Origin of the sequence: Bradyrhizobium sp., assembly GCF_022844465.1 — a bacterium.
Classification (GTDB): Bacteria; Pseudomonadota; Alphaproteobacteria; order Rhizobiales; family Xanthobacteraceae; genus Bradyrhizobium.
On record NZ_JALHLP010000002.1, the window covers coordinates 372,074 to 398,267 of the forward strand.

23 protein-coding genes and 1 pseudogene are annotated in these 26,194 nt (G+C 64.9%); 10 read left to right on the plus strand and 14 right to left on the minus strand.

Going from position 1 to position 26,194, the window contains the following annotated elements:
- Nucleotides 1-16: 16 nt before the first annotated feature.
- Nucleotides 17-1,270, minus strand: a complete 1,254-nt coding sequence (locus Q0D31_RS08005) for an aspartate kinase (protein ID WP_291848025.1) — start codon at nucleotides 1,268-1,270, stop codon at nucleotides 17-19.
- Between the two features lie 173 nt (nucleotides 1,271-1,443).
- On the opposite strand from Q0D31_RS08005, the gene Q0D31_RS08010 reads away from it, so the two are divergent.
- The 3 genes from Q0D31_RS08010 (at nucleotide 1,444) to Q0D31_RS08020 (ending at nucleotide 3,842) form a co-directional block, all read left to right on the plus strand.
- Complete coding sequence (locus Q0D31_RS08010) at nucleotides 1,444-1,923, plus strand: PH domain-containing protein (RefSeq protein ID WP_291848028.1); 480 nt, start codon at nucleotides 1,444-1,446, stop codon at nucleotides 1,921-1,923.
- Nucleotides 1,924-1,925: 2 nt separating this feature from the next.
- Nucleotides 1,926-2,690: a bifunctional 2-polyprenyl-6-hydroxyphenol methylase/3-demethylubiquinol 3-O-methyltransferase UbiG gene (ubiG, locus tag Q0D31_RS08015; protein WP_291848031.1), complete on the plus strand. Its 765-nt coding sequence runs from the start codon at nucleotides 1,926-1,928 to the stop codon at nucleotides 2,688-2,690.
- A 252-nt stretch (nucleotides 2,691-2,942) separates the two neighbouring features.
- Entirely contained in the window at nucleotides 2,943-3,842 is a 900-nt protein-coding gene (locus tag Q0D31_RS08020; RefSeq protein ID WP_291848034.1) for an EamA family transporter, read from the plus strand.
- Between the two features lie 155 nt (nucleotides 3,843-3,997).
- Here the strand turns inward: Q0D31_RS08020 and Q0D31_RS08025 are convergent, their stop codons facing one another.
- From Q0D31_RS08025 to Q0D31_RS08040, 4 genes are read right to left on the minus strand one after another with little or no spacing between them, the layout of a single operon-like run.
- Nucleotides 3,998-4,468: a DUF1178 family protein gene (locus tag Q0D31_RS08025; protein WP_291848037.1), complete on the minus strand. Its 471-nt coding sequence runs from the start codon at nucleotides 4,466-4,468 to the stop codon at nucleotides 3,998-4,000.
- Entirely contained in the window at nucleotides 4,465-5,343 is an 879-nt protein-coding gene (locus Q0D31_RS08030; protein WP_291848039.1) for a carbon-nitrogen hydrolase family protein, read from the minus strand. Before Q0D31_RS08030 ends, Q0D31_RS08025 begins: the two co-directional genes overlap by 4 nt.
- Nucleotides 5,340-5,612, minus strand: coding sequence for a glutaredoxin 3 (gene grxC, locus Q0D31_RS08035; RefSeq protein WP_291848043.1), 273 nt, complete (start codon nucleotides 5,610-5,612; stop codon nucleotides 5,340-5,342). The genes Q0D31_RS08030 and grxC overlap by 4 nt, the downstream gene beginning before the upstream one ends.
- Nucleotides 5,613-5,639: 27 nt before the next feature.
- Complete coding sequence (locus Q0D31_RS08040; protein ID WP_291848179.1) at nucleotides 5,640-6,449, minus strand: ComF family protein; 810 nt, start codon at nucleotides 6,447-6,449, stop codon at nucleotides 5,640-5,642.
- Between the two features lie 80 nt (nucleotides 6,450-6,529).
- Between Q0D31_RS08040 and Q0D31_RS08045 the strand changes: the two genes are divergently transcribed.
- Complete coding sequence (locus Q0D31_RS08045; RefSeq protein ID WP_291848045.1) at nucleotides 6,530-7,369, plus strand: methyltransferase domain-containing protein; 840 nt, start codon at nucleotides 6,530-6,532, stop codon at nucleotides 7,367-7,369.
- Nucleotides 7,370-7,552: 183 nt separating this feature from the next.
- On the opposite strand, the gene Q0D31_RS08050 is transcribed toward Q0D31_RS08045, so the two are convergent.
- From Q0D31_RS08050 to Q0D31_RS08060, 3 genes are all read right to left on the minus strand, one after another.
- Nucleotides 7,553-7,963 (minus strand): (deoxy)nucleoside triphosphate pyrophosphohydrolase, encoded by a 411-nt coding sequence (locus Q0D31_RS08050; RefSeq protein WP_291848048.1) that lies wholly within the window; start codon nucleotides 7,961-7,963, stop codon nucleotides 7,553-7,555.
- 117 nt (nucleotides 7,964-8,080) lie between these two features.
- Nucleotides 8,081-9,337, minus strand: coding sequence for a bifunctional glutamate N-acetyltransferase/amino-acid acetyltransferase ArgJ (gene argJ, locus Q0D31_RS08055; RefSeq protein WP_291848051.1), 1,257 nt, complete (start codon nucleotides 9,335-9,337; stop codon nucleotides 8,081-8,083).
- Nucleotides 9,338-9,559: 222 nt separating this feature from the next.
- Nucleotides 9,560-10,486 carry a peptidylprolyl isomerase gene (locus Q0D31_RS08060; protein ID WP_291848054.1) on the minus strand — a complete coding sequence of 309 codons (927 nt, stop codon included), beginning with the start codon at nucleotides 10,484-10,486 and terminating at the stop codon, nucleotides 9,560-9,562.
- A gap of 350 nt (nucleotides 10,487-10,836) precedes the next feature.
- Between Q0D31_RS08060 and secA the strand changes: the two genes are divergently transcribed.
- Together secA and Q0D31_RS08070 are read left to right on the plus strand one after the other, a co-directional pair.
- Nucleotides 10,837-13,674 carry a preprotein translocase subunit SecA gene (gene secA, locus Q0D31_RS08065; RefSeq protein WP_291848057.1) on the plus strand — a complete coding sequence of 946 codons (2,838 nt, stop codon included), beginning with the start codon at nucleotides 10,837-10,839 and terminating at the stop codon, nucleotides 13,672-13,674.
- Between the two features lie 233 nt (nucleotides 13,675-13,907).
- Nucleotides 13,908-16,331: a hypothetical protein gene (locus Q0D31_RS08070; protein ID WP_291848060.1), complete on the plus strand. Its 2,424-nt coding sequence runs from the start codon at nucleotides 13,908-13,910 to the stop codon at nucleotides 16,329-16,331.
- A 126-nt stretch (nucleotides 16,332-16,457) separates the two neighbouring features.
- Here Q0D31_RS08070 and Q0D31_RS08075 read toward each other — a convergent pair whose 3' ends face one another.
- The 4 genes from Q0D31_RS08075 to Q0D31_RS08090 form a co-directional block, all read right to left on the minus strand.
- Nucleotides 16,458-17,951, minus strand: a complete 1,494-nt coding sequence (locus Q0D31_RS08075) for a L,D-transpeptidase family protein (protein ID WP_291848065.1) — start codon at nucleotides 17,949-17,951, stop codon at nucleotides 16,458-16,460.
- 270 nt (nucleotides 17,952-18,221) lie between these two features.
- Nucleotides 18,222-19,184 (minus strand): acetyl-CoA carboxylase carboxyltransferase subunit alpha, encoded by a 963-nt coding sequence (locus Q0D31_RS08080; RefSeq protein ID WP_291848066.1) that lies wholly within the window; start codon nucleotides 19,182-19,184, stop codon nucleotides 18,222-18,224.
- Between the two features lie 225 nt (nucleotides 19,185-19,409).
- Nucleotides 19,410-20,372 carry a site-specific tyrosine recombinase XerD gene (gene xerD / locus Q0D31_RS08085; protein WP_291848070.1) on the minus strand — a complete coding sequence of 321 codons (963 nt, stop codon included), beginning with the start codon at nucleotides 20,370-20,372 and terminating at the stop codon, nucleotides 19,410-19,412.
- 76 nt (nucleotides 20,373-20,448) lie between these two features.
- Nucleotides 20,449-20,595 carry a histidine kinase gene (locus Q0D31_RS08090; protein ID WP_291848073.1) on the minus strand — a complete coding sequence of 49 codons (147 nt, stop codon included), beginning with the start codon at nucleotides 20,593-20,595 and terminating at the stop codon, nucleotides 20,449-20,451.
- A gap of 143 nt (nucleotides 20,596-20,738) precedes the next feature.
- Between Q0D31_RS08090 and Q0D31_RS08095 the strand changes: the two are divergent.
- The 3 genes and pseudogenes from Q0D31_RS08095 to Q0D31_RS08105 form a co-directional block, all read left to right on the plus strand.
- Nucleotides 20,739-21,308, plus strand: a pseudogene (locus Q0D31_RS08095) (shikimate kinase); the annotation flags it as partial.
- 42 nt (nucleotides 21,309-21,350) lie between these two features.
- The gene (gene aroB / locus Q0D31_RS08100; RefSeq protein WP_291848182.1) at nucleotides 21,351-22,493 is read left to right on the plus strand and encodes a 3-dehydroquinate synthase; all 1,143 of its coding nucleotides are present in this window, start codon (nucleotides 21,351-21,353) and stop codon (nucleotides 22,491-22,493) included.
- 67 nt (nucleotides 22,494-22,560) lie between these two features.
- On the plus strand, nucleotides 22,561-23,913 hold the full coding sequence (locus Q0D31_RS08105; protein ID WP_291848076.1) for a hemolysin family protein: 1,353 nt from the start codon (nucleotides 22,561-22,563) through the stop codon (nucleotides 23,911-23,913).
- 80 nt (nucleotides 23,914-23,993) lie between these two features.
- On the opposite strand, the gene Q0D31_RS08110 is transcribed toward Q0D31_RS08105, so the two are convergent.
- Complete coding sequence (locus tag Q0D31_RS08110) at nucleotides 23,994-24,269, minus strand: BolA family protein (protein ID WP_291848078.1); 276 nt, start codon at nucleotides 24,267-24,269, stop codon at nucleotides 23,994-23,996.
- A gap of 109 nt (nucleotides 24,270-24,378) precedes the next feature.
- Here Q0D31_RS08110 and Q0D31_RS08115 point away from each other — a divergent pair, with 109 nt between their 5' ends.
- The gene (locus Q0D31_RS08115; RefSeq protein WP_291848082.1) at nucleotides 24,379-25,026 is read left to right on the plus strand and encodes a DnaJ domain-containing protein; all 648 of its coding nucleotides are present in this window, start codon (nucleotides 24,379-24,381) and stop codon (nucleotides 25,024-25,026) included.
- A 13-nt stretch (nucleotides 25,027-25,039) separates the two neighbouring features.
- Here the strand turns inward: Q0D31_RS08115 and Q0D31_RS08120 are convergent, their stop codons facing one another.
- Nucleotides 25,040-26,131, minus strand: coding sequence for a citrate synthase/methylcitrate synthase (locus Q0D31_RS08120; protein ID WP_291848085.1), 1,092 nt, complete (start codon nucleotides 26,129-26,131; stop codon nucleotides 25,040-25,042).
- Nucleotides 26,132-26,194 lie beyond the last annotated feature (63 nt).

Consider the following 26,194-nt stretch of genomic DNA (forward strand, 5'->3'; position numbering starts at 1 on the left):
ATTTTAGAAGATCGTTCTACGTCTGGTCGAGCCCGTAGAGCGTGTGCAGCGTGCGTACCGCAAGTTCGGTATAGGCGGCGTCGATCAGCACCGAAAACTTGATCTCGGAGGTGGTAATGGCGCGAATGTTGATGTTGCGTTCGGACAACGCCTTGAACGCCATCGCTGCGACGCCGGCATGGCTGCGCATGCCGCTGCCGATCACCGAAACCTTCGCCACGTCGGTGGCGCTGTCCAGCCTGATGTAGCCGATCTTGGCCTTCGCGGCGGTAACGGTGTCGCGGGCGCGGGCGTAGTCGGCTGCCGGGACGGTGAAGGTGAGGTCGGTGGTCTTGCCGTCCTCGGAGACGTTCTGCACGATCATGTCGACATTGATGTTGGCATCCGCGAGCGGCCCGAAGATCGCGGCCGCGACCCCGGGCTTGTCGTCAATCTGCCGCACGGAAATCTGGGCTTCGTCCTTGGAGAAGGCGATGCCGGTGACGACGTGGCTTTCCATGATTTGCTCCTCGCTGCAGATCAGCGTTCCCGGCGGGGTGCCGTGCGGGTCGATATCCTCGGGCTTGTCGAAGCTGGAACGAACGAATACCGGAATATTGTGGACCATGCCGAGTTCCACTGACCGCACCTGCAGCACCTTGGCGCCCTGCGAGGCCAGTTCCACCATGTCCTCGAAGGCGATCTTGTCGAGCCGCCGCGCCTTGGGAACCACGCGGGGATCGGTGGTGTAGACGCCATCGACGTCGGTATAGATGTCGCAGCGGTCGGCGCGGATGGCGGCGGCGATCGCCACCGCCGAAGTGTCGGAACCGCCGCGCCCCAGCGTGGTGATTCGGTTGGTCTGCGGGTTGATGCCCTGGAAGCCGGCGATGACCGCTACCTCCTTGCGGTCTGCAAAGCGGTTGACGATCTCGGTGCCGTCGATCTCGAGAATGCGCGCCGAGGCGTGAGCGTCGGAGGTCCGGATCGGGATCTGCCAGCCCTGCCAGGAGCGGGCCTGGATCCCCATCGCCTGCAGCGCGATCGCCAACAGCCCCGACGTCACCTGCTCGCCGGACGCCACGACGGCGTCATATTCGCGGGCATCATGCATCGGCGAGGCGTCGCGGCACCACTCGACGAGTTCGTTGGTCTTGCCGGCCATGGCCGAAACCACCACGGCGACATCGTGCCCGGCATCGACCTCGCGCTTGACGTGGCGCGCGACGTTGCGGATGCGGTCGATATTGGCGACGGACGTGCCGCCGAATTTCATCACGAGGCGGCCCATGACGACGCGTGCATTCCCTGTGAGGATAAGTAGGGTGACCCGCACGGAAACTGGAGCGCGCGGGTCGAAAGCGGCGTATACATAGCGGCGCGGTCCGGGGCAAGCAACCGGCTTCGTTTTCGGTCCGAAAGGGCGTAGATGGCAGTGGTTACGGGTTAATCCAGGGCGGGCGTATGGGGCGTTACATCGAGGAAATCCTGCAGCCCGGCGAGAAGGTGCTGTATTCCACCAACGCCCACTGGATGTTCTATCTGCCGGCGATCGCAGCCTGGATCGTGGCGATCGCGTTTCTGGCGCTGTCGCGGACGATCGTCGGCGACGTCACCGTTCTTTTGAGCCTGGCCCTGGCGGGGCTGTCGGCGCTGTACGCGCTCTACAAGACGTTTACCGCCTGGTTCCACCGCTGGACCACCGAGACCGACGTCACCAACATGCGCGTCGTCCACAAGACCGGGTTCATCACCCGCCAGACCTTCGAGATGAGTCTGGACAAGGTCGAGAGCGTCGATGTCGACCAGAGCATTCCCGGCCGCATTCTCAACTACGGCAATGTGATCGTCCGGGGCGTTGGCGAACACGAGGAAAAGATAGAGAACATTTCCTCGCCGCTTGCCTTTCGCAACGCCATCACCGCCCGACCAGTCGGTAACTGAACATGGCCATGCAGCCAAACCTTTCGGACAATTCCGCCGCGGGCTCGACGGTCGATCCCGCCGAAGTCGCGAAATTCTCGAAACTGTCGGAAGAGTGGTGGGATCCCCGGGGCAAGATGGCCCCGCTCCACAGGATCAATCCGCTGCGGCTCGGCTATATCAGGGACGCCGCCTGCCGCAAGTTCGAGCGCAACGTCAAAAGCCTGAATTGCCTCGCCGGCTTGCGCATCCTCGACATCGGCTGCGGCGCCGGGCTGCTGTGCGAACCTTTCACCCGGCTTGGCGCGCAGGTGATCGGGATCGATCCGTCCGCGACCAATATCGCCGCCGCCAGGCTGCATGCCGAGAAGGGCCACCTGTCGATCGACTACCGCTGCGCCACGGTCGAGCAGATGGATACGCGCGAGCGTTTCGACATCGTGCTGGCGATGGAAGTGGTGGAGCATGTCACCGACGTCGGCGCGTTCCTCGCCCGCTCGGCGGCGATGCTCAAGCCCGGCGGAATCATGGTGGTGTCGACCCTGAACCGCAACTGGAAGAGCTTTGCGCTCGCGATCGTCGGCGCCGAATATGTGCTGCGCTGGCTGCCGCGCGGCACCCATCAATGGGACAAGTTCGTCACCCCCGACGAACTCGCGCGTCACCTCGCCGACAACAGGCTCGTCATCACCGATCAGGCCGGCGTGGTCTACAACCCGCTCGCCGACAAATGGAGCATCTCGTCCGACATGGACGTGAATTACATGGTGGTGGCGGAGCGGGCGTAGTTAATCCCGGCACCTCAGCTACATGACCGGGGTCGTCCCTGCGAACGCAGGGACCCATAACCACATGTGTTTATTGTATGGAAGTCGTCTAACAGCGGAATAAGATAGAGAAGCCGCGGCGTATGGGTCCCTGCGTTCGCAGGGACGACACCGCCTTTTTGTGGCGCACGTGCAATCCTGTCATGACGCCGGTTCTGTTGACCTAACGCATCGCGCCCGCCACGGTGCGGCAGCCTCCGCCCGGTACTCCCCATGCTCACCGTCGCCTCGCTCTGGATTCCCTTCACCATCATCGCCGCGCTCGGCCAGGTCGCGCGCAACGCGATGCAGCGCTCGCTGACGGGGCCGCTTGGGACCTGGGGCGCGACCAATATCCGCTTCCTGTTCGGCTTCCCGTTCTCGCTGGTGTTTTTCGCGGCCGTGATCTTCGCCACCGGCGATGCCGTGCCCTGGCCGCCGGCGGTGTTCTGGCCCTGGCTGCTGCTGGGGGCGCTGAGCCAGATCGCCGCCACCGCCTTGATGTTGCTGGCGATGAATGACCGTTCCTTTGTGGTCACGACCGCCTATATCAAGACCGAGGCGATCCAGGCCGCGATCTTCGGGTTCGTCTTTCTCGGCGACCACCTGACCTTGCTGAAAGTGGTCGCGATCGTGATTGCGACCATCGGCGTGGTCATCACCGCGCTCCGGCCCGGGGCTGTGAAGGGCTTTGCCGAGCTCAAGCCGACGCTCATCGGCCTCGTCGCCGGCGGCGCCTTTGCGCTGTCGGCGATCGGCTTTCGCGGCGCGATCATCACGGTGCCGGGCGTCTCGTTCGTCACCGCCGCCAGCTACACGCTGGTGTTCGGACTGTTCGTGCAGACGCTGGTGCTGACGATCTATTTGCTGCTCCGCGCGCCCGACGTGCTGGCGAAGATCCTGGGGCTATGGAAACCCTCGATGCTCGCCGGCTTCATGGGCGCATTCGCCTCGCAATTCTGGTTCCTGGCGTTCGCGCTGACGGCGGCCGCCAACGTGCGCACGCTGGCGCTGGTCGAGGTCCTGTTCGCGCAGGCGGTGTCCCATTACACGTTCAAGCAGCCGATGTCGGCGCGCGAGCTGTCGGGGATCGTCCTGATCGTGATCGGTGTGGCGATGCTGGTGGCGGTGTGATTGGTGGCCGTGTAAGCCACACCGTCATTCCGGGGCGATGCGAAAGCATCGAACTATGGTGCGCAATTGCGCACCTGAGAATCTCGAGATTCCCCGATGCGCAATTGCGCATCTGAGGTCTGGTCCTTCGGACCATCCCGGAATGACGCTACGCGTCAGTTCCGGTCGTCGGGCAGCACCGGCAGCGGCGAGACCTCGACGCCCTCGTCGATCAGCGCGCGCGCCTCGTCGGCGGAAGCCTCGCCGTAGATCGGCCGATGCTCGATATCGCCGTAATGCATCTTGCGCGCTTCGTTGGGAAAGCGTTCGCCGACATTGTCGGCGTTCTTGACGATGTGATCGCGCAATTCCTTCAGCTTGGCGCGCAGCTCGCGCTCCTGCGCCATCAACAGCGGTGTTGATTCTGACCCAGCCGTATGGGCGGGCGCCGCCGGCGCCGGAACGGCGGCTTCGCGGCCCTTCTGGCTGACGATCTGCGGCGCCATGATCGCCCGCTCGACCTTGGCCGAGCCGCACGCCGGACAGCTCACCAGCTTGCGCTTTTCCTGGCTTTCATAGGCCGCCGAGCTCTGGAACCAGCTCTCGAAGGCATGGCCGTTCTCGCAGCGCAGGTTGTAGCGGATCATGCCGAGCCCCGGACCAGATGCAGATGCTCGGGGCCGGTCTTGGCGTCGGCGATGCCGAAGCGCCGTCCGTGCTGCAGCGACGGCACGGCTTTCCGCGCGGCTTCAACTTTCGAAGGATCGATCTCGGCGAGGAACACGCCGGGTTCGACGCCGCCCTCGGCGAGAATCTCGCCCCAGGGCGCAATGATCAGCGAATGGCCGTAGGTCTCGCGCTTGTTCTCGTGCATGCCGGCCTGGGCGGCGGCGAACACGAAGCAGCCGTTCTCGATGGCGCGGGCGCGCAAGAGCGTGTGCCAATGCGCCTCGCCGGTCTTCTTCGTGAACGCCGACGGCACCGTGAGGAAGGATGCGCCGGCTTCGGCGAGCGCGCGGTAGAGCGCTGGAAACCGCAGGTCGTAGCAGATCGTCAGCCCGATCCGGCCCCACGGCAAATCCGAGATCACGGCGGTTTCGCCCGGCTGATAGTTGGCGGATTCGCGATAGCTCTCGCCGCCGGGCAGGTCGATGTCGAACATGTGGATCTTGTCGTAGCTGGCGAGCAGATTGCCGTCGGGCCCGATCAGGAACGAGCGGTTGACGGCGCGCTCCGGCGAGAAGCGCAGCGCCAGCGAGCCGATGTGGAGGTGGATTTTCAGTTCCGCCGCGAGCGCGCGGTAGGCCTTCAGCGAAAGATCGTCCTCCTCAGCGGCGAGGTGCTCGAACAGCGCCTTGCGGTTCAGCTGCATCATGTTGCTCACCTCGGGGGTGAGCACGTAGTCGGCGCCTTGCGCGGCGGCCTCGCGAATCAATTTCGTGCCTTGCTCGAGACTCGGCTCGGGCAACAGCCCGGTGCGCATCTGCACCATGGCCGCGGTAAAAATGGAGCCTTGGCTCATGAGGAGGCCTTTTCTCCCGCCAGCAAGGCGTCGAGTTTGCCGGCGCGGTCCAGCGCATAAAGCTCGTCGCATCCGCCAATGTGGGTTGCGCCGATGAAAATCTGCGGAAAGGTCGAACCGGCGCCGGCGCGGTCGTACATCTGCTCGCGATAGGCCGGGTCGGCGGCCACGTTCAATTCGGTGAACGCGGCGTTCTTGCGCGTCAGCAAGGATTTGGCGGCGGTGCAATAGCCGCAGCCCGGACGGGTGTAGATTTCGATGGCGGTCATGGCGCGCTCGGTTTGGAAGCCTTTGAATTATATGGGAGCCCGGTGGGTGTCCACAACCCGCGCAAACACCAGCACGTCGACCTGCGCGGCCCTGGCGCGCAGCAGAGCGCGGGCGCAGGCGTCCGTGGTGGCCCCTGAGGTTAACACATCGTCAATCAGGACGACGCGACGGCCGGCGACCTCGGCGCTGCGCTCAGGCGCGACTTTGAACGCGCCCTGGACGTTGCTGGCGCGCTGTGAGCGCGACAGCCCCACCTGTTGCTCGGTCGGGCGGACGCGCCGCAGCGCCTCGGAGGCCAGTTTGACCCCGGTTTGGCGCGAAATCACCCGCGCCAGCGCGCCGGACTGGTTGTAGCGGCGGCTCCAGCCGCGCCGCCAATGCAGGGGAACCGGCACCAGCACGTCGGCGCCTGCGAGCAATTCCTGGCCGGCGCGGGCCATCCAGCGGCCCATCGTCGGCGCGAGGTCGGTACGGTCCTGGTATTTCAGCGAATGAACCAGCGTGCGGGCGACATCGTCATAGCGCACCGCGGCGCGGGCGCGCTGGTAGGCCGGCGGATTGGCGATCGCTTCCATCGACAGCAATTCCGGCCCCGGGTCGTAGACAAAGGGAATGCCGAGCCGCGGGCAGAACGGCGGTGCGATGAACGACAATTTGGCCCAGCATGCCGCGCAGACGCCCTCGCCATCCACAGGCTCGCGGCAAGAAACGCACAGCGTCGGCAGCGCAATGTCGAGCGCCAGCCGCGGAATATGCGCGAATGCCGCCCGGCAGGCGCCGAGCGCGCCGCGCAGATGACGAAAGATCGAGCGTGGTGGCGAGGCCTCGGCGTCCATGTACGTGAAGCTAGCGCCGCACCTCGGCTCGCTCAAGCGCAGGATTGCCAGAGGCAGGGTGGTGGGCGTAACCAACCGGCATGGCTTCGACAGCGAATTCCACGCCTGCCCTGTTCGATCGCGCGCTTTTGCGCGCGCGTCAGGACCGGGCGCGGCGCGGCGCGCCGGCGAACTTTCTGCTTGATCGGGTCATCGAGGACATGATCGATCGGCTGCAGGCAGTAACGCGGGAATTTTCCGCCGCAGCGGATATCTGGACGCCGGGCGTGGCGCTGCAGGAAGCCTTGCGCGCGCGCTGCCAATCGATCCGCCATGTCGATGCCGAGGACCGCGAAGCACTGGCGCTGCCGCCGCAATCGCTCGATCTGGCGGTTTCCGCGCTCGCCTTTCAGTTCGTCAACGATCTGCCAGGCGTGCTGGCGCAGATCCGCCGGGCGCTCAAGCCCGACGGGCTGTTGCTGGCGGCGATGACAGGCGGCGACACGCTGGCCGAGCTCCGGCAATCCTTTGCCGCGGCCGAAGCCGAATGCGAGGGCGGGGCGTCGCCGCGGGTCGCGCCGTTCGCGGATCTGCGCGATATCGGCAGCCTGTTGCAGCGCGCCGGGCTGGCGCTGCCGGTCACCGACGTCGACCGCGTCGTGGTGCGCTACGACAGCGCGTTTTCTCTGATGCGGGATCTGCGGCGCATGGGCGCCACCAATGTCCTGGTCGAGCGACGGCGCACCCCGACCCGCCGCGCCACGCTGTTGCGGATGGCGCAGATTTACGCCGAACGGTTTTCCGATCCCGACGGCCGCCTCCGCGCGACCTTCGACATCATCTGGCTGTCCGGCTGGGCGCCGCATGAAAGCCAGCAGCAGCCGCTCAAGCCGGGCTCGGCGAAGGCGAGCCTGGAGGCGGCGGTGAAGGGGAAGAAGTGACCAGTTGTCATTGCCGGGCTTGACCCGGCAATCCATCCGCTTCGCAAGACTCTTTGAAGAATGATGGATGCCCGGTTCAGGTCCGGGCATGACGCCTGCGGACGTGGCGGCGTTCTACTTTGCATGGGGTTGTTTTCGCGATTTTGCGTCGGGGCCCCTGCGTGGACCGCCGGCCAGCCAAATTCACATCAGCAAATCAATCAGATGCGGGATCAGCGGGATGTCCGCTTCCGGCATCTTGTAGTCGCGCAGCCGGTTGGCGCGGACCCAGGCCAGTTGCTGGCCCTCGCGCGCGATCGCTGTGCCCTCCCAGCGCCGGCAGATGTAGAGCGGCATCAGCAGATGAAAGCCGTCATAGGCGTGGCTGGCAAAGGTCAGCGGCGCCAGGCACGGCTCGCTGACGTCGATGCCGAGTTCCTCATGCAGTTCGCGGATCAGGGTCTGCTCCGGCCGTTCGCCGGGCTCGACCTTGCCGCCGGGGAATTCCCACAGGCCGGCGAGCGCCTTGCCTTCCGGACGCTGCGCGATCAGCACGCGCTTGTCGGCGTCAACCAGCGCGCAGGCCACCACGAGGGTAAGCTTGACCTCAGCCATGCATCCCTGCCGGCGTTCTACCTGTCATTCCGGGGCAATGCGTCAGCATTGAACCCGGAATCTCGAGATTCCGGGCTCGGCGCTTCGCGCCGCCCCGGAATGACATCCAAGTAGCGATCACGACCGGTAGTCGCCGTTGATGGCGACATATTCCTTGGTGAGGTCGCAGGTCAGCACCCGGTCGCGGCCCTTGCCGAGGCCGAGCCCGATTCTGATCTGGATCTTCGGGCTCTTCATCACCTCGGAAACCTCGGCCTCGTTGTAGGACGGGTCGCGCGCGCCGCTCTTGGCGACGCGGATGCCGTTGAACGAGATCGAAAGCCTGTCGCGGTTGGCGGGTTCGCCGGCCTTGCCGACCGCCATCACCACGCGGCCCCAATTGGCGTCCTCGCCGGCGATCGCTGTCTTGACCAGCGGCGAGTTCGCCACTGACATCGCGATCCGGCGCGCCGAGGTCTTGGTGGTCGCGCCCTCGACGATGATCTCGACCAGCTTGCGCGCGCCTTCGCCGTCGCGGGCCACCTGTTCGGCGAGATCGGCCAGCACGTGCCGGAACGCTCGCGTAAAAGCCTTCAGCCTGACATCGCTGGCGCGCGTGATCTTTGGCGCGCCGTGCGCGGCGGCCGCGCCGGTCGCGAACGCCAGCAGCGTGTCCGACGTCGAGGTATCGCTGTCGATCGTGACGGCGTTGAAGGTGTCCTCGACGCCGCTTCTGAGCAGGGACTGCAAAACGGCCGGGGACAGTGGCGCGTCGGTGAACACGAACGACAGCATGGTCGCCATGTCGGGCGCGATCATGCCGGCGCCCTTGGCGATGCCGTTGATGGTGACGTCGGCCTTGCCGAGCCTGACGGTGGCGGTCGCGACCTTCGGGAAGGTGTCGGTGGTCATGATCGCCCGCGCCGCGTTCATCCAGTCGTCCGGCGCAGCACTTGCCGCCAGCGTCGCCAGCACGCCGTCGAACTTGGTGGCGTCGAGCGGCTCGCCGATCACGCCGGTCGACGCCAGATAGACCTCGTTGGGGGTGCAGCCGACCGCCTTGGCGGCGATCGCGGCCGTCAATGTCGTCGCCTGTCTTCCCGATTTTCCGGTAAAGGCGTTGGCGTTGCCGGAATTCACCACCAGCGCGCGGGCAAATCCTGCCTTGGAGGATCCGCCGCCAAGCCGGGCGCGGCACCATTCCACCGGGGCGGACGGGCATTTCGACCGGGTGAAGACCCCGGCGACCGTCGTCCCCTTGTCCATCACCGCGAGCAGCACGTCGGTACGCCCCTTGTAGCGGATGCCGGCGGCGGCGGTCGCCAGCCTGACGCCCGCAATCGCGGGCATCTCGGGGACATCGGTCGGGGCGAGGGGGGAGACGGCAGTGGACATACAGGGCTTCCGGCTTCGAGAGGGGAAGCGCTCTCTATCACCTTCACCGTCCGGGTGGGAGAGGGGTGATGTGTGCATGCCCCTCCCGCGTCGTCCCCGCGAACGCGGGGACCCATAACCACCGGCATACGTTGTTGTTCACGCTGCAGCTTCTTGCGGGCGCCACAACCAACATCGGTGGCTATGGGTCCCGGCGTTCGCCGGGACGACGATAGAGTCGATTTACTTCTTCGCCGGCGCCATCTTGGAATCCGCGGGCTTTGCCGGCTCCGGCTTGGTGTCGCTCTTGGCGGCTTCGGCCGGCTTGTCCATGCGCTCAACCTTGGCGGTTTCGCGCAGCTTCGCGACGTAGTCGGCCTGCGCCTTGCGCGTCACGTAGGTTTCGATCTGGGCCTTGACCTGCTCGAACTCCGGCGCCTTGCGGTTGCGCTTTTCCTCGACCTTGATGATGTGCCAGCCGAATTGCGACTTCACGGGGTCGGAGACCTTGTTGGGCTCCATCGCAAAGGCCACGGTGGAGAATTCCGGCACCATCTGCTCCTTGGTGAAGAAACCGAGATCGCCGCCATCGGAGGCGCCGGGATCCTTGGACTTCTTCTTGGCCAGTTCGGCGAAATCGGCGCCCTTCTTGACTTCTTCCGCGACCGCCTTGGCCTCATCCTCGGTCTCGACCAGGATATGCCGGGCGCGAACTTCCATTTCGCCGGTGATCTGCTTGGAAGCCTCCTCATAGACTTTCTTCATCGCCTCGTCGGTGGTCGCGGCCTTGCCTTCGGTGGCCAAGAGGCTGTCCATCAGGAGCCGGCTGCGGGTAAACGCCAGGCGCTTCTTGAAGTCCTCGGCGTTCTCGACCTTCTTGTCCTCGGCGGCCTTGGCGACGATCTTGAGGTCGATGAGGAACGACAGCACGCTCTCCTTCTTGGTCGCCGGGTCCATCTGGGCGAGGCTGGGGCCGAGTTCCTCCTCGGCGAGTGCTACGTCGCTCTGGCGGATCTCCGCGCCGTTGACCTTGGCGAGCACGGGGTTGTCCTGGGCGCGAACCGGCAGACCGGCGGCCAGAACCGCGGCCAGGCAGCCGACCGCGGCCAGGGAAGCCCGCGAGATGGCCGTACCGAAGCGCAGATTCGTTTCCGGGGACGGGGAGGTCATGCAAAATCCTTGTCTTGAAGAAGGGGAACGCCAAAGGCGCCGGGACACTCGCCCAATCACCGGGCCTTGGCAACGCGAAAAGTCTGTCAAAATGATGATTTCCTTGACCTATAACGCCACGTTGACAAGGCCGTGGGCCAGCCATATCTCTGCCGGATCGTTCAGCGGCAACCACGCTTATTTTGCTGCGGTTTTTTGCCGTTGAACCCTGGATCGCTTAATTCCCACTCATCAGGTCGACGACCCGGAAACCGGGTGTTGGCCGTCACGCGTCACGGTGAGTTGATAGGTAATTTGGGCGGACCACGTCACGGCTTGCAACGCAAGTCACCGCAAAGGCAGGATTTGGCATGATCGGCGCGCTCGCCCGCAAGTTTTTCGGCTCCTCCAACGACCGGCGGGTGAAGGGATACCAGTCCCGCGTCAACGCCATCAATGCGCTTGAGCCCGAGCTTGCGGCGCTGTCGGACGCAGCGCTGAAAGCCCGCACCGGCGAGTTCCGTGAGCAGCTCGCCGCCGGCAAGACCCTCGACGACATCCTGGTTCCGGCCTTCGCCACGGTGCGCGAAGCCGCCAAGCGCACCCTAGGCCAGCGCCATTTCGACGTCCAGCTGATCGGCGGCATGGTGCTGCACGAGGGCGATATCGCCGAGATGAAGACCGGCGAAGGCAAGACGCTGGTGGCGACGCTGGCGGTCTATCTCAATGCGCTGGCCGGCAAGGGCGTCCATGTCGTCACCGTCAACGACTATCTTGCCCGCCGCGACTCCGAATGGATGGGCCAGATCTACAATTTCCTCGGCCTGACCGTCGGCGTGATCGTCCATGGCCTCGACGATTCCGAGCGCCAGCAGGCCTATTCGCGCGACATCACCTACGGCACCAACAATGAATACGGCTTCGACTATCTGCGCGACAACATGAAGTACCGGCTGGAGGACATGGTCCAGCGCGGCCATTCCTACGCCATCGTCGACGAGGTCGACTCGATCCTGATCGACGAGGCGCGCACGCCCCTGATCATCTCCGGCCCGCTCGACGACCGCTCGGATTTCTACAACACCATCGACACCTTCTTCCCCCAGCTCGACAAGAAGGACTACGACGTCGACGAAAAGCAGCGCACGGTCACGCTGACCGAAGCCGGCATGGAGAAGCTCGAGAATCTGCTGCGCGACGCCGGCCAGCTCAAGGGCGAATCGCTCTACGACGTCGAGAACGTCTCTGTCGTTCACCACGTCAACCAGGCGCTGCGGGCGCATACGCTGTTCAACCGCGACAAGGACTACATCGTTCGCGACGGCGAGGTCATCATCATCGACGAGTTCACCGGCCGCATGATGCAGGGCCGCCGCTATTCCGAAGGCCTGCACCAGGCGCTGGAAGCCAAGGAGCATGTCCAGGTCCAGCCGGAGAACCAGACGCTGGCCTCGATCACGTTCCAGAACTACTTCCGGATGTATGAAAAGCTCGCCGGCATGACCGGCACGGCGCTGACCGAAGCCGACGAACTGTTCGACATCTACAAGCTCGAGGTGGTGGAAATCCCGACCAATGTGGCGGTCGCTCGGCTCGACGAGGACGACGAGGTCTACCGCACCCAGACCGAGAAATACGCCGCCATCCTGGCCGAGATCGAACGCGCCAACAAGCGGCTGCAGCCGGTGCTGGTCGGCACCGCCTCGATCGAAAAGTCGGAAGTGCTGGCCGAAGTCCTGAAGAAGAACGGCTACAAGCAGATTGATTTCGGCGCCGAATCCGGCATGGAGAAGCTCTACGCCGCGGCGCGCGCGGGCAAGCCGGCAAAATTGTTCGCGGTGCTGAACGCGCGCTTCCACGAACAGGAAGCCTATATCGTCGCCGAAGCCGGCGTCCCCGGCGCGATCACGATCGCCACCAACATGGCCGGCCGCGGCACCGACATCAAGCTCGGCGGCTCGCTGGACATGCGGATCCAGCAGGAAACCGCCGGTATCACCGACGAGGCAGAGAAGGCCGCCAAGATCGAACGCATCAAGGCCGACATCGAGCGCTTCCGTGAAATCGTGCTGAGAGCCGAGGACGTGGTCGAAGTCGAGCCCGCCAAGGGCAGCAAGCCGGCGAAGACCGTCACCAAGCCGGGCGGGCTCTACATCATCGGCTCGGAGCGGCACGAGTCCCGACGCATCGACAACCAGCTGCGCGGCCGTTCCGGCCGCCAAGGCGACCCCGGCCGCTCGAAATTCTTCCTGTCGCTGGAAGATGACCTGATGCGGATCTTCGGCTCCGACCGGCTCGACTCCATGCTGCAGCGGCTTGGCCTGAAAGAGGGCGAGGCCATCATCCATCCCTGGATCAACAAGGCGCTGGAGAAGGCGCAGCAGAAAGTCGAAGCCCGCAACTTCGACATCCGCAAGAACCTGCTCAAGTTCGATAACGTGCAGAACGACCAGCGCAAGGTGATCTTTGACCAGCGCATCGACCTGATGAAGGACGAAAGCGTCGCCGAGACGGTCGCCGACATGCGCCACGCCTTTGTCGATGATCTGGTGGCCAAGCACGTGCCCGAGCACGCCTATGCCGAGCAATGGGACGTCAGTGGCCTCCGGGACGAGTTGAAGCGCGTGCTCGACGTCGATCTGCCGGTCGACGAATGGGCCAAGGAAGAAGGCATCGCCGAAGAGGAGTTGCTGGCGCGGATCGAGAAGCATGTCGATGAACGGATGGCGGCCAAGGTCGGGCAATGGGGCCCCGACGTCATGCGTTATGTCGAAAAGACGATCCTGCTGCAGACGCTGGACCATCTCTGGCGCGAGCATCTGGTCATGCTCGACCACCTCCGCCAGGTGATCGGCCTGCGCGGCTACGGCCAGCGCGACCCCCTGCAGGAATATAAGTCGGAGGCGTTCGCCCTGTTCGAGGCGATGATCGCGAATCTGCGCGAGGCCGTGACGGCGCAGCTGATGCGCGTCGAGATCGTGCCGCCGGAAGATCAGCAGCCGGCGCTGCCGCCGATGGAGGCGCACAAGCTCGATCCCAACACCGGCGAAGACGAGATGGCGTTCGCCGCCGCCTCGCTGGCGCCCCAGGCCGCGGCCGCCGACCGCGATCCACGAAACCCCTCAAGCTGGGGCAAGGTCGGCCGCAACGAGGATTGCCCCTGCGGCTCCGGCAAGAAATACAAGCACTGCCACGGCAAGTACGCTTGATCTTTTGTTACCCTCCCGTCAGGCGGGAGGGAGAGTTTGACTTGGCGGAATGTCCGGCCTGACGGCCCGCAACTGTCGCGAAGGCATCTTGCCGGCGGCAAGCCTCGCGAAGTCTGCATCCCGGTCAACAGGTTGTTAGGAAGTTGCGGGCAAGGTGGCGGCGGCGCGTTGCGCGAGCCGGTCAGGACGCACTTGGAAGGCTCTCTTCAGAGAAACCATTCGAGGACAGCGTCGTGCAAGCCGTCACCAGCATTCCTGGCCGCTATTATCTGGCGATATTTGCGCTCGCCGCGGTAACGCTCTCCTACCAGATCCTGATCACGCGATTCTTCAGCGTGATGCTGTATTATCATTTTGCGTTCGCCGCCATCTCGCTGGCCATGCTGGGGCTGACGCGCGGGGCGATGGAGGTCTATGGCAAGCCCGAACGCTACGCCCCGGAACGGGTCGGCGTGGAGTTCGCCCGCCACGCGTCCTGGTTCGCGATTGGCAGCGTCGGCGCCATGCTCGTCTTTCTGTGCGTGCCGCTCGTGGTGCCGGCGGAGTACGTGCTGCTGGCCCTGGCGCTGGCAGCGCTGGCCTTCATCAGCCCCTTCACGGAAGGCGGGGTTTGCATCACGCTGTTGCTGACGCGCCTGCCCTATAGTGGTGGGTGGCTTTATGCGTCCGATCTGCTGGGGGCCGCGGTCGGATGCCTCGGCGTCATCTTCGTCCTGCTCGTGATCGATCCGGTGAGCGCCGCACTCTGGATCGGCGGCATCGCCGCCGGCGCCGGCTGGATGGTGGTGCGCGACAGTGGCGACGCGAGAGCCTTGCGTCTGAGCCGCACCGTCGCGCTGTCGCTGGCGGTCGTGGCCGCCGTGCATACCAGCCTCGCCCTGACCGGCAAGAGCCATCTCGGCGTGTTCTGGGCCAAAGGGGACAAGCAGACGGATACGTTGTTCGAACGCTGGAACACCTATTCGCGCATCAGGGTAAAGCCTTTCGGAGAAACCCAGCCGTTCGGATGGGGGCTTGCCCGTACGCCGAGCGTCAAGATCGACCAACATTATCTCGACATCGATGCGGACGCAGGGACGCCCATCACCAGGTTTGACGGCGATCTCAGCAAGCTCGCCTACCTCAAGGACGACGTGATCAACGCTGCATACCTGGTGCAACAAGTGGACGACGTTGCCGTCGTCGGGGTGGGTGGCGGCCGCGATATTCTCTCCGGCCTGTTCTTTGGCGCCAAGCGCATACGCGGAATCGAGATCAACCCCGCGATCTTCGAGGTCCTCACCGACAAATTCGCCGAGTTCTCCGGCCATCTTGATCGCCAGCCCGGCGTCTCCATGGTCAATGCCGAAGCCAGAAGCTATATCAACCATTCACCCGATCGATACGACCTCGTTCAGATCTCGCTGATCGACACCTGGGCGGCGACCGCGGCCGGCGGCCTGACGCTGACGGAAAATCGCCTTTACACGGTGGAGGCGTGGGATGATTTCTATCGGGCGCTCAAGCCGGGCGGAATGCTCTCGGTTTCGCGCTGGTACGATCCGAAGATTCATCGCGGCGAGTTCTATCGCCTTGTGGCGATCGCAGCGAGCGCGCTTCAGCGCAGAGGGGTGCCCGCAGCGGAACTGTCGCAGCACGTCATTGCCCTGAACGTCGACAACATTGTGACGGTCATTACCCGTCCGGATGCATTCACCGTCGGGCAGTGGCAAGCCGCGCGCGACAAGATCCAGGCGCAGGGCTTCAAGATCATGCTCGGGCCCGGTCTCAGCTTTGACGCGGTTACCTCGGTGCTACTATCCGGCAAGGCGGACGCGGCCTACTTCGATTCGCTGCCGGAGAACATCGCTCCCTCGACGGACGACAATCCGTTCTTTTTCTTCACATCGCGCCTCGGCGATCTCGCGAGCATCGAGTCAAAGGCCGCGCTGCGCAACAATGCGGCGATCACGGTGACGGGCGTGCTCATCATCATAGCGCTCTGCGCCTGCGGCTACTACATCGTCTTGCCGTTCTTTCGTCTGGCAAGGCAGCTGCCGCTGCCAACGCTGACGCCGCCGGTTGGTTATTTCAGTGCCATCGGGATGGGCTTCATGCTCATCGAGATATCGCAGATGCAGCGTCTCATGGTGTTCCTCGGACATCCCGCCTATGGGCTGAGCGTCGTGCTTTTCACGATTCTGCTGTTTGGCGGCATCGGCAGCGCCACGGTTGGCGCCGGGGATCCCCGGCCGCGCGCTCTATTCGTGAGGGTTGCGGCGCTCCTGACGACGTTGGTGGCGGCGGGGCTGCTTACTCCCTTTGTCACCACATGGGCGCGGTCGGAGGCGACCGACATGCGCATTCTGGTTTCGGTCCTGCTGCTGGCGCCCCCGGCGTTCTGCATGGGAATGATGTTTCCCCTCGGGCTATCGGTCTGGCGCCGCCATGCGAATCTCCTGCCGTTCTTCTGGAGCACCAACGGGATCACGTCGATGCTTGCCTCGGTCCTCGGCATGGCGCTCTCGATCCAGTTCGGGATCGCCAAGACCTATGCGCTCGGAGTGTGCTTCTATGTCGTGTGCGCCATCATTGTTCTCGCAAGCCGCCAGGCGAAGCCGTTGGTCATGCCCACGGCGAAGCCGGTGGTGGGACCGGGGCTCGGCACCTCGGGATAGAGCGGCCCCAGGCTCTCAAGCAGTTGAATGCCGGCACGGCGGAATGCGCCCGCGCTTTCGCGAGGCGCGCCTGTGCGGACGGCGGACGTCGGCTGTTCAGCAATCGTGAAGGCGGCGTCGCGTCCGCTACCTGATCGCCCCGAAGCGACTCTCGAACGAATTCGACGGCACGATCGGCGCCGACCCCGCGACCTGATTGTCCTTGGCGGCGGGCGGGGCAACCGGGGTCTCGGTCAATGACGGCTTCAGGGGTGGCCGGCCGGTGGCTTGCTGGGCGTCTGGCTTCGGAGTTGTCGCCTTGGGCGCGGTCGCTTCCGGACGCGGCGGCTCGCTGCGCCTGGTCTCGATCACCTTTGGCTTGGCGGGCGGCGTGCTGGCGGTGGCTTCGGCGGCGCTACCGCCGAGGCCGACCTTGCGGGCGAGGCTGGAAAAGAAGCCGTCATTCTGGGCGGTCGGCGCCGCGGTGGCGACCCGCGTCGGCGGTGCGGCAGGGGCGGCAGCCGGCGCTGCGACCAGCCTCGGCTGCTCCGGCGGGCCCATCAGCAGATTCTCGGAAGGCGCTTTGTCTGAGGGCGGCTTGGGCGGATTGACGTGGGAGGGAACGGTGCCGGGCGCGCGCGCCAACAGCGACAAGGTCGAGCCATCGCCGGCTTCCGAAAGGCCGGTATGGCCCTCGGGCACGCGCGCGGCGAACACCCGGTGCATGCCGCCGTCGATGCCGGTGTTGATCCGGGCGACCGGCGTTCCCTTCGCGATCAGCCTGGCGGTCTCGGCCACGTCGGTCGCCTGCTTCTCGCGAACCGCCTCGGCGACCTCGTCGGGGATCGCGTAAGCCGGGCACTTGGCAGAGGCCTCAAACACCGGATCGCGCGTGGCGTTCGGCGGCTTGATCGCATCGAACACGTATTTCTTTTCGCAGAAATCGACTTTCGGCTCCTGCTTCGTCACCTCGAAATGATCGTTGCCTTGCTTGATCATTTTCCAGAACGGCATGTTCGGGTTGTTGCGATGCTTCGCCATGTTTACCGGCGTCATCTTGAACGGATAGGCCTGCAGCTGAAACGATTTCTGGCCGCCGAAAAACGACTCGCGGCCGAGCGAATAGATTTCCGCGATCTGCTCGTCGGTCATCGCGTAGCAGCCGCGCGAGGAGCAATCGCCATGCACCATCAGCTGCGAGCCGGTACGGCCATGCGCCTTGTCGAACGCGTTCGGATAGCCGGTGTTGAAAGAGAGATAGTAGGCCGATTGCGGATTCATCTGCGCCGGCGAAATCGAGTAGAAGCCTTCCGGCGCCTGGCGGTCGCCCTCGCGGATCTTCGGTCCGAGATCGCCCGACCAGCGGCAGATCGGATAGGTCTTCAGCAGCGCGAAACGGCCGGAGCGATCCTGCTTCCAGATCTCAAGCTCGGCCTCCTGCTTGAACAGCCGCACCAAAATCGGCGATTGCAGGTCCATGTCCTTTGCCGCCATGTCGGCGATCAATTTTGGCGGAACGGGCTGGTTGGCCTTGGCGTTGTTGGCCAGCGAGATCTGGTCGCTGTTGCAGCCGGCCAGCACCACACCGGCTGCGAGGGCAGCCGAAGCGGTCAGCGCGCGAACCAGCGAGCGGTTAATCAAAGGCTAAGCTCCACACCCACCGGGCATTTTCGCACCCCAACTCATAGCGTCATGCCCTGAAGCCGTTAGTTAAAACTGTACCCTTTGGGCCCCCGACCCGCAACCGGAACGCGATCGGCCGGCGGCGCCCTTGGCGGGCATGGTCAACAGAGCATAAAGAACGCTGTTAGGGCCCAATTGGGGCCGAATTCGACGGCTTTTTCGAAAAAAGACCCCGTGGATGGGCATCGCGTCCGGGGCGGTCTCGCCACGGCGGAAGGACACGGGCGATCACCCGAGCTTGCGGCCGATATCGAGGAATTTCTGCCGCCGCTGCCGGCGGACGCCGTCCGCATCCAGGTTGCGCAGGTCGTTGAAGGCCTGGGCGATGGCCTCGCCGGTGGCCGATATCATGGCGGCGGGATCGCGGTGGGCGCCGCCGGAGGGCTCCTTGAGGATCTGGTCGATGACGCCGAACCGCAGCATGTCCTGCGCCGTGATCTTCATGCTGGTGGCGGCTTCCTGGGCCTTGGTGCCGTCGCGCCACAGGATCGAGGACGCCGCCTCCGGCGAGATCACGCTGTAGATGGCATGCTCGAACATCAGGACGCGGTTGGCAGTGGTGATCGCAATCGCGCCGCCCGACATGCCTTCGCCGGTGATGATCGCGACATTGGGCACGCCCAGCGAAAGGCAGGCGTCGGTGGATCGCGCGATCGCTTCCGCCTGGCCGCGCTCCTCGGCGCCGATGCCGGGATAGGCGCCGGCCGAATCGACGATCGACAGCACGGGAATGCCGAACCGGTCGGCCATTTCCATCAGCCGGACCGCCTTGCGGTAACCTTCGGGGCGCGCCATCCCGAAATTATGTTTGATGCGGCCTTCGGTCGAGGCGCCCTTTTCCTGGCCGATGACGCAGATGCTCTCGCCGCCGAAACGGCCGAAGCCGCCGACCAGCGCTTCATCCTCGCCGAACTTGCGATCGCCCGCCATCGGCGTGAACTCAGGTATCAGCGCGTTGACGAAATCGGTGAAGTGCGGCCGCTGCGGATGGCGCGCCACCAGCGTCTTCTGCCACGGCGTCAGGTTGGCGTAGAGGTCGGTCAGCGCCTGCGCGGCCTTGTCCTCGATTCGCGCGATCTCATCGCCGATGTCGCTGCCGGACGCCGCCAGCGCGCGCAGTTCATCGACCTTGGCTTCCAGTTCGGCGACGGGTTTTTCGAAGTCGAGATAGCTGCGCATCTGATCCGGCATCAAGACAATATAAGGAATAACGCGCCCAGGAACGAAGCGGTTTCGATTCAGTCCAGGAAAGCACGCATCTTCAAAGATTTAGCGTGCATTTCGGTCCGGATGATCCGGGCTTGCCGAAAACGCGCCAAACCAGGCTGCGGGCGGGACACAAGGCTGTTTCAGGGGAGAAGCCGCGGAAGTCAAGGCGCGCTGTCACGTTTACGGATGCCGTAGTGGATGCCGCGCTCACTTCTCCGCCAGCGGATGCAGGTCGCGCACCAGACTCTTCAGCCGCTCCTCGACCACATGGGTATAGATTTGCGTGGTCGAGATGTCGGTATGACCAAGCAGCGTCTGCACGATGCGCAGGTCGGCGCCGTTGTGCAGCAGGTGGCTGGCGAAGGCGTGGCGCAGGACGTGCGGCGACACCAGCCGGGGCGCGAGGCCCGATGCCGCCGCCAGTTCCTTCAGGTCGCGGGCGAAGTGCTGCCGCGTCAGGTGGCCGCTTTCGCCGAACGAGGGAAACAGCCATGGCGAGCTTGCTGCGTTTTTCTGCTTTTCGGGCTTCAGCGCTTCCATCGCCGAAAGGTAATCCGCCATGGCCTGCCGCGACGCCTCGTTCAGCGGCACCAGCCGTTCCTTGTTGCCCTTGCCGCGCACCACGATCATGCGGATGTCGCGGCGCGAGGCCGACAGCGGCAGCGCCACCAATTCGGAGACGCGCAAGCCGGTGGCGTAGAGCACTTCCAGCAGGCAATGCAGCCGTAGTGCGCGCAGGCGCTGCTGCGGCGAAGCATTCGCTGCCTGCGTCAGCTCCTTGGCGCGGGTCAGCATTCTGTCGACGTCCGCGATCGACAACACCTTCGGCAGGCCACGGCCGCGCTTCGGGCCGGACAGGATCGCCGCCGGATCGTCGTTGCGGATGCGCTCGTTCAGGAGAAAGCGGAACAGGTGCCGCATCGCCGAAAGCCGCCGCGCCACGCTCGATGATTTGAAGCCGCGCGTATCGAGGTCGGCGAGGTAGTCCCGCAGCACGTCGGTGCCGGCGCGGGTCAGGCTTTGCCCGGCGCGGCCGAGAAAATCGGAGAGGTCCGTAAGGTCGTGGCGATAGGCGTCGAGCGTATTGTCGCCCGCCCCCTGTTCGGCCGCGAGCATGTCGAGGAACAGGTGGATCAGCTTTTCATCCGAGGCCGCCTTGCCGGAACGCATGCCGTCTCCATCTCCGCCGCGGAAGCAAGGCCGCCGCTTTCCCCCGACTTCACCACACCCGACCTGACGATAGCGGCTATTTCTTGAGGAACCTGTCTGCGGGGATGGTGACGGTCATCTCGCGTGGCTTCGGGGTAACGAAATTCGCGAGCGCGAAAATCGCGCCATAGATCAGCCCGGCGATGACGCCGACGACCGTCAGAAAGCGGAGCAAACTGGGCATGGGGAGGCTCAGGGCGGCGAATTAACCAATGGAATCATCCACCATGTTCGCATCCCCGTGGCAAGAGTCTCTGGCATCGGCATTGATGCGGGTAGTATAGGTGACGCCAAGCGGAAATGTCCCGTAAGCCCACAGGGTTGTTGATGTCCGAAACCGCCGCACCGGCGCAAGCGAGCCCGTCTCCGGAGGCCGATATCGCCTCGGCGCTGGGACAGCGTTCGATTGTGCTCGTGGGCATGATGGGCGCCGGCAAGTCGACCATCGGCCGTCGGCTGGGCGCGCGGCTGCAACTGCCGTTTCTCGATGCCGATAGCGAGATCGAAGCCGCGGCCTGCATGACCATCCCGGAAATCTTCGAGAGCCGCGGCGAGCCTTACTTTCGGGACGGCGAGGCGCGGGTGATCGCGCGGCTGCTCGACAGCGGTCCGGCCGTGATCGCCACCGGCGGCGGCGCCTTCATGCGCGAGGAAACCCGCAACCGCATCCGCGACAAGGCGGTGTCGATCTGGCTCAAGGCGGATGCCGAAACGATCATGAAGCGGGTTAAACGCCGTGTCGATCGTCCGCTGCTGCAAACCGAGGATCCGGCTGCCACGGTCAGTCGCCTGCTCGAACTGCGTGACCCCGTCTACCAGAGCGCCGACCTGACGATCGCCTCGCGGGACGTGCCGCACGACCGCATTGTCGAAGAATGCATCGATGCCTTGCACAGCAGACTTTGTGCCGGCGACCCGGCAACCCATGGACGGATCGCCATGACCGCGCCACTTAAGCCACCCGCCGACATGACCGTCGAGGTCGCGCTCGGCGAGCGCGCCTATGACATTGTGATCGGCCGCGGCGTGCTGCAGTCGCTGGGCGCGCGCGTGGCGGCGTTGCGACCGGGCGCCCGCGCGGCCGTCGTGACCGATCGCACCGTGGCCAGGCATTGGCTTGCGCAAACCGAGAGCTCGCTGGCGGAAGCCGGCATTGCCGCATCGCGCGTGATCGTCGACGAAGGCGAGGGGTCGAAAACCTATGCCGGCCTGGAACAGGTCAGCGAAGCCCTGATCGCGGCGAAGATTGAGCGCAACGATCTGGTGATAGCGCTTGGCGGCGGCGTGGTCGGCGATCTCGCCGGCTTTGCGGCGGCCGTCCTGCGCCGCGGCGTCGACTTCGTACAGGTGCCGACCTCGCTGCTGGCGCAGGTGGATTCCTCGGTCGGCGGCAAGACCGGCATCAATTCGCCGCAGGGCAAGAATCTGCTCGGCGCCTTCCACCAGCCGGTTCTGGTCGTCGCCGACACCTCGGTGCTGGACACGCTGTCGCCGCGCCAGTTTCGCGCCGGTTATGCCGAAGTCGCCAAGTACGGCGTCCTCGGCGACCAGGCCTTCTTCGCCTGGCTAGAAGCCAACCATGCCGACATCTTTTCCGGCGGCGCGGCGCGCGAGCATGCGATCGCGACATCCTGCCGCGCCAAGGCCGCGATTGTCTCGCGTGACGAGCGCGAAACCGGCGAGCGTGCGCTGCTCAACCTCGGCCATACTTTCGGCCATGCGCTGGAGGCCGCGACCGGGTTTTCCGACCGCCTGTTCCATGGCGAAGGCGTTGCCGTGGGCATGGTGCTGGCGGCGGAATTCTCCGCTGATCTCGGCATGATCCCCGCCGCTGACGTTGCCCGCGTTCAAACCCACCTTGCTGCTGCAGGTTTGCCGACCCGCTTGCAGGACATCGCGGGCTTCAGCCAGGAGGGGCTTTCGGACGCCGACGCGCTGATGGCGCTGATGGCCCAGGACAAGAAGGTCAAGCGCGGCAAGCTGACGCTGATTCTGCTGGAGGCGATCGGGCGCGCCGTGGTGGCAAACGACGTCGATCCGGCTTTGGTTCGCGCCTTTCTGCAACGGAAGCTGTCGGAATGAGAACGGGATTGTCAAAGCCTATCCTGGGCGACGGGCCACGCCGGGCCGGTTCCGTCGCGGAGCCCGCATGAGTTCGACCGCATCCAACCTGCTGCTGGCGCTCCTGCTGCTCGCCGCCAACGCGTTCTACGTGGCCGCCGAGTTCGCGCTGGTGAAGAGCCGCGGGTTTCGCATCAAGGTGATGGCGGAGCAAAACCGCTTCGGCGCGCGCCTGCTGCAGGAAATGATGAGCAACATCGAGGCCTATCTCGCATGCTGCCAGCTCGGGATCACCATGGCCTCGCTCGGCCTCGGCTGGGTCGGCGAGCCGACCGTTTCGGCGCTGCTCGAACCGGTGTTGCTCCCGCTCGGAATGTCGCCATCGACCCTGCACTTCGTGTCGTTCCTGACCGGGTTCCTGATCTTCGCCTCACTGCACATCGTCATCGGCGAGCAGGTGCCGAAGACGCTGGCGATCAGGCAGCCGATGCCGGTCTCGCAATGGATCGCCTATCCGCTCTATCTGTCCTATCTGGTGTTCTACCCGCTGAACTGGCTGCTCAACACCGTGTCGCGGGGGATCCTGCGCATGCTCGGCGTGCAGGAATCCTCCCAGCATGAAATCCTGACCGACTCCGAGATCGAGGGGCTGGTGGAGGAATCGGCCGTGCATGGCGGGATCGAGAGCGGCGAGGCCGAGTATATCCAGAACGTCTTCCGTTTTGGCGACCTCGCGGTGTCGGACGTTATGGTCCATCGCACCGCGATGGTGATGATCAATGCCGACTTGCCCCCGGACGAACTGGTGCGCGAGGTTCTGGCCACCGAATACACCCGCATCCCGCTGTGGCGCGACAGGCCGGAGAATATCGTCGGCGTGCTGCACGCCAAGGACCTGCTGCGCGCGATTCGCGCTTCCGAAGGCGATACCTCGCTCATCAATGCTTCGGCCATCATGCTGCCGCCGTGGTTCGTGCCGGAGATGCGGCCGCTGTCCGAGCAGCTCAAGGCGTTCCGCCGCCGCAAGACCCACTTCGCGCTGGTCGTCGACGAGTATGGCGAAGTCGAAGGCATGGTGACGCTGGAAGACATCCTGGAAGAAATCGTCGGCGACATTTCCGACGAGCACGACGTGGTGGTGGCGGGCGTCCGCGCCCAGCCCGACGGTTCCGTCGTGGTCGACGGGTCGGTGCCGATCCGCGATCTCAACCGCGCCATGAACTGGCACCTGCCGGACGAGGAGGCGACGACGGTCGCCGGCCTGGTGATTCATGAAGCGCGTTCGATCCCCGATCGCGGCCAGAGTTTTACCTTCCACGGTTTCCGCTTTCGCGTGCTCCGCCGCGAGCGCAACCGCATCACCGCGCTGAAGATCGTGCCGCTGCCGCGCAAATCCGAGGCTGAGGGCCCGAAGCCGCGACGGGCCGGCACGGCGTTCTGACGGCCTTCATAGCCGCGGCATCGTCAGGGCGTCCGCGCCCGATTCGGAGGGCGCCCGACCGTCGCGCAAGGCTGGTTCGGCTAGCGATCGCTCTCCCGCGGCGCCAGCGCCCGGATCGCCAGCGCGTGGACGGAACCCGCCAGTTCCGCCGCCAGCGTCGCATTTACCATGCGGTGGCGTTCGACCCGGCTCTTCCCTTCGAAGGCCGGCGATACGATATACACCCTGAAGTGCGTCTCGCCGCCCGGCCTGTGGCCGGCATGGCCCTCATGAAGATGGGATTCGTCGGTGACGTCGAGGCTTTCCGGCAGGAAAGCTTCACGCAACTTGTTTATGATGGTGTCCCTGGTGTTCATGAGGCCGGCAGATACGTCTGCATCCGCTTGCCGTCAATGGCGTATTCGAAGCGAGGTATTCGCAATGTCAAGACTTGAAGCCTCGGGGATTGCGTAGTCAAAGTCAGCCATGGCAATTGATTCATCCAAGTTCTTCGATTCCATTCGCATCAAGCCCAACAAGCTGAGCGCGAAGCAGCAGGCGCAGGCGCGCGAGGAAGCCGCCATGTGCGAATGGGCGGGGTGCCCGAACAAGGGACCGCACCGCGCGCCCAAGGGCCGTGAGAATTCCCGCGAGTACTTTCATTTCTGTCTCAACCACGTCCGCGAATACAACCAGTCCTACAATTTCTTCCAGGGCATGAACGCCGATGCCGTCGCGCGCTACCAGAAGGATGCGCTGACCGGCCATCGCCCGACCTGGAAGATGGGCGCCAACACCGCCGGCAAGAAGGGCAAGCAGGCTGCGGAGGACCTGGATGGGGCGGCCGATCCGTTCAGCATGATCTCCGAACTCAACGGTCGCGGCCGCTGGCGGCCGGGACCTGGCAGCGAAACGAAGGTTGAAACCCGCAAGGTCATGAATGCCGAACGCAAGGCGTTGCACGTGATGGGGCTGACCGCGGAAGCCACCCTCGTAGAGGTCAAGGCGAAGTACAAGGCGCTGGTCAAGCAGCACCACCCCGACGCCAATGGCGGCGACCGCTCCACCGAGGACCGCCTGATCGAAGTCATCAAGGCCTACAATTACCTCAAGACCGTGGTGCGCGGCGCGTAGCGACCGTCGCAAGTCAATCCGGCATCGCGCCAATATACGCCGAACTCGGCCGAATCAGCCGGCCGCCGCGCTGCTGTTCGCGGGCGTGCGCGGTCCAGCCGGCGGCGCGCGCCACCGCGAACATCGGCGTAAACGCCTGCCGCGGGATTTTCAGCCCGTCGAGCAGGATCGCGGTGAAGAACTCCACATTGGTGTCGAGCGGGCGCTCCGGATTTTTCCGCCGCAGCGCGTCGCGGATATAGGCCTCGACCTCGCCGGCGAAGGGCAGCTTGCCGCCATCGCCGACCAGCCGCTCGATCGCGCCCTTGAGCACATCGGCGCGGGGATCGCGGACGCGGTAGATGCGGTGACCGAACCCCATCAGCCGTTCGCCACGGGCAAGCGCGTTGTCGACCCACGGCTTGATGCGCTCGGCTGATCCGATCGCGTCCAGCATTTCCAGCACTGGTTCGGGGGCGCCGCCATGCAGCGGTCCGGTCAGCGCGCAATAGCCGGCCGTGACGGCCGCGAACAGATCGGCCTGGGTCGAGGCCACCACCCGCGTCGTGAATGTCGATGCGTTCATGCCGTGGTCGCACACCGTGACGAAATAGGCGTCGAGGGCCGCCACCTCGGCCGCACCCGGCTTGCCGCCGAGCATCATCGACAACGTGTCGGCGGCATGACTGATGGTGGGATCGGGCGCGACCGGATCGTGACCGCCGGCGCGCCGGACCAGGGCGCCGGCGATCACCGGAAACGCGCCGACGATCGCGGCCTCGTGCATCAGGCCGGCTTCGGCGCGCAGGCCCGCGATCGCGGCCCGGAAGCCGTCGACGATGGATAGTCCGCGCGTGATGCCGAGCAGGTCCGGAAGGCGGGCGAAAGCGCGGGCGCGTCCCGCCCCGAGTGCGGCGCGCACCTCGGCCTCACTGACCGGCTGGCCGGTGCCGCCGCTCCACAACCGCGCGGTTACGCCCTCGAAGCCAGTTTTTCGGGCGAGATCGCCGACGCGCTCGCCGGCGATGATCAGTTCGCCGCGCCCGCCATCGACATGGCTCAGCACGGTCTCGGCGGCGGCAACGCCGTCGAGGCCGATCGGGGTCTTCGAAAGCTGCATGTTCATAAGCGCACTCCCTTTGGCTGCTCCCAAAGGTCGGCCCTCTCGACACATTGATCAATCTTGATT

Excerpts from the sequence above, each read along its gene's own strand:
- Q0D31_RS08030 (WP_291848039.1), bottom strand. The coding sequence starts at position 5,343 with ATGAGCCAAGGCTCCATTTTTACCGCGGCCATGGTGCAGATGCGCACC.
- Q0D31_RS08110 (WP_291848078.1), bottom strand. The coding sequence starts at position 24,269 with ATGAACACCAGGGACACCATCATAAACAAGTTGCGTGAAGCTTTCCTG.
- xerD (WP_291848070.1), bottom strand. The coding sequence starts at position 20,372 with ATGCGTTCCGGCAAGGCGGCCTCGGATGAAAAGCTGATCCACCTGTTC.
- Q0D31_RS08090 (WP_291848073.1), bottom strand. The coding sequence starts at position 20,595 with ATGCCCAGTTTGCTCCGCTTTCTGACGGTCGTCGGCGTCATCGCCGGG.
- Q0D31_RS08060 (WP_291848054.1), bottom strand. The coding sequence starts at position 10,486 with ATGACCTCCCCGTCCCCGGAAACGAATCTGCGCTTCGGTACGGCCATC.
- Q0D31_RS08045 (WP_291848045.1), top strand. The coding sequence starts at position 6,530 with ATGGCTTCGACAGCGAATTCCACGCCTGCCCTGTTCGATCGCGCGCTT.
- Q0D31_RS08120 (WP_291848085.1), bottom strand. The coding sequence starts at position 26,131 with ATGAACATGCAGCTTTCGAAGACCCCGATCGGCCTCGACGGCGTTGCC.
- aroB (WP_291848182.1), top strand. The coding sequence starts at position 21,351 with ATGACCGCGCCACTTAAGCCACCCGCCGACATGACCGTCGAGGTCGCG.
- Q0D31_RS08020 (WP_291848034.1), top strand. The coding sequence starts at position 2,943 with ATGCTCACCGTCGCCTCGCTCTGGATTCCCTTCACCATCATCGCCGCG.
- Q0D31_RS08025 (WP_291848037.1), bottom strand. The coding sequence starts at position 4,468 with ATGATCCGCTACAACCTGCGCTGCGAGAACGGCCATGCCTTCGAGAGC.
- grxC (WP_291848043.1), bottom strand. The coding sequence starts at position 5,612 with ATGACCGCCATCGAAATCTACACCCGTCCGGGCTGCGGCTATTGCACC.
- Q0D31_RS08105 (WP_291848076.1), top strand. The coding sequence starts at position 22,561 with ATGAGTTCGACCGCATCCAACCTGCTGCTGGCGCTCCTGCTGCTCGCC.
- Q0D31_RS08080 (WP_291848066.1), bottom strand. The coding sequence starts at position 19,184 with ATGCCGGATCAGATGCGCAGCTATCTCGACTTCGAAAAACCCGTCGCC.
- Q0D31_RS08040 (WP_291848179.1), bottom strand. The coding sequence starts at position 6,449 with ATGGACGCCGAGGCCTCGCCACCACGCTCGATCTTTCGTCATCTGCGC.
- secA (WP_291848057.1), top strand. The coding sequence starts at position 10,837 with ATGATCGGCGCGCTCGCCCGCAAGTTTTTCGGCTCCTCCAACGACCGG.
- Q0D31_RS08005 (WP_291848025.1), bottom strand. The coding sequence starts at position 1,270 with ATGGGCCGCCTCGTGATGAAATTCGGCGGCACGTCCGTCGCCAATATC.
- argJ (WP_291848051.1), bottom strand. The coding sequence starts at position 9,337 with ATGTCCACTGCCGTCTCCCCCCTCGCCCCGACCGATGTCCCCGAGATG.
- Q0D31_RS08050 (WP_291848048.1), bottom strand. The coding sequence starts at position 7,963 with ATGGCTGAGGTCAAGCTTACCCTCGTGGTGGCCTGCGCGCTGGTTGAC.
- Q0D31_RS08010 (WP_291848028.1), top strand. The coding sequence starts at position 1,444 with ATGGGGCGTTACATCGAGGAAATCCTGCAGCCCGGCGAGAAGGTGCTG.
- Q0D31_RS08115 (WP_291848082.1), top strand. The coding sequence starts at position 24,379 with ATGGCAATTGATTCATCCAAGTTCTTCGATTCCATTCGCATCAAGCCC.
- ubiG (WP_291848031.1), top strand. The coding sequence starts at position 1,926 with ATGGCCATGCAGCCAAACCTTTCGGACAATTCCGCCGCGGGCTCGACG.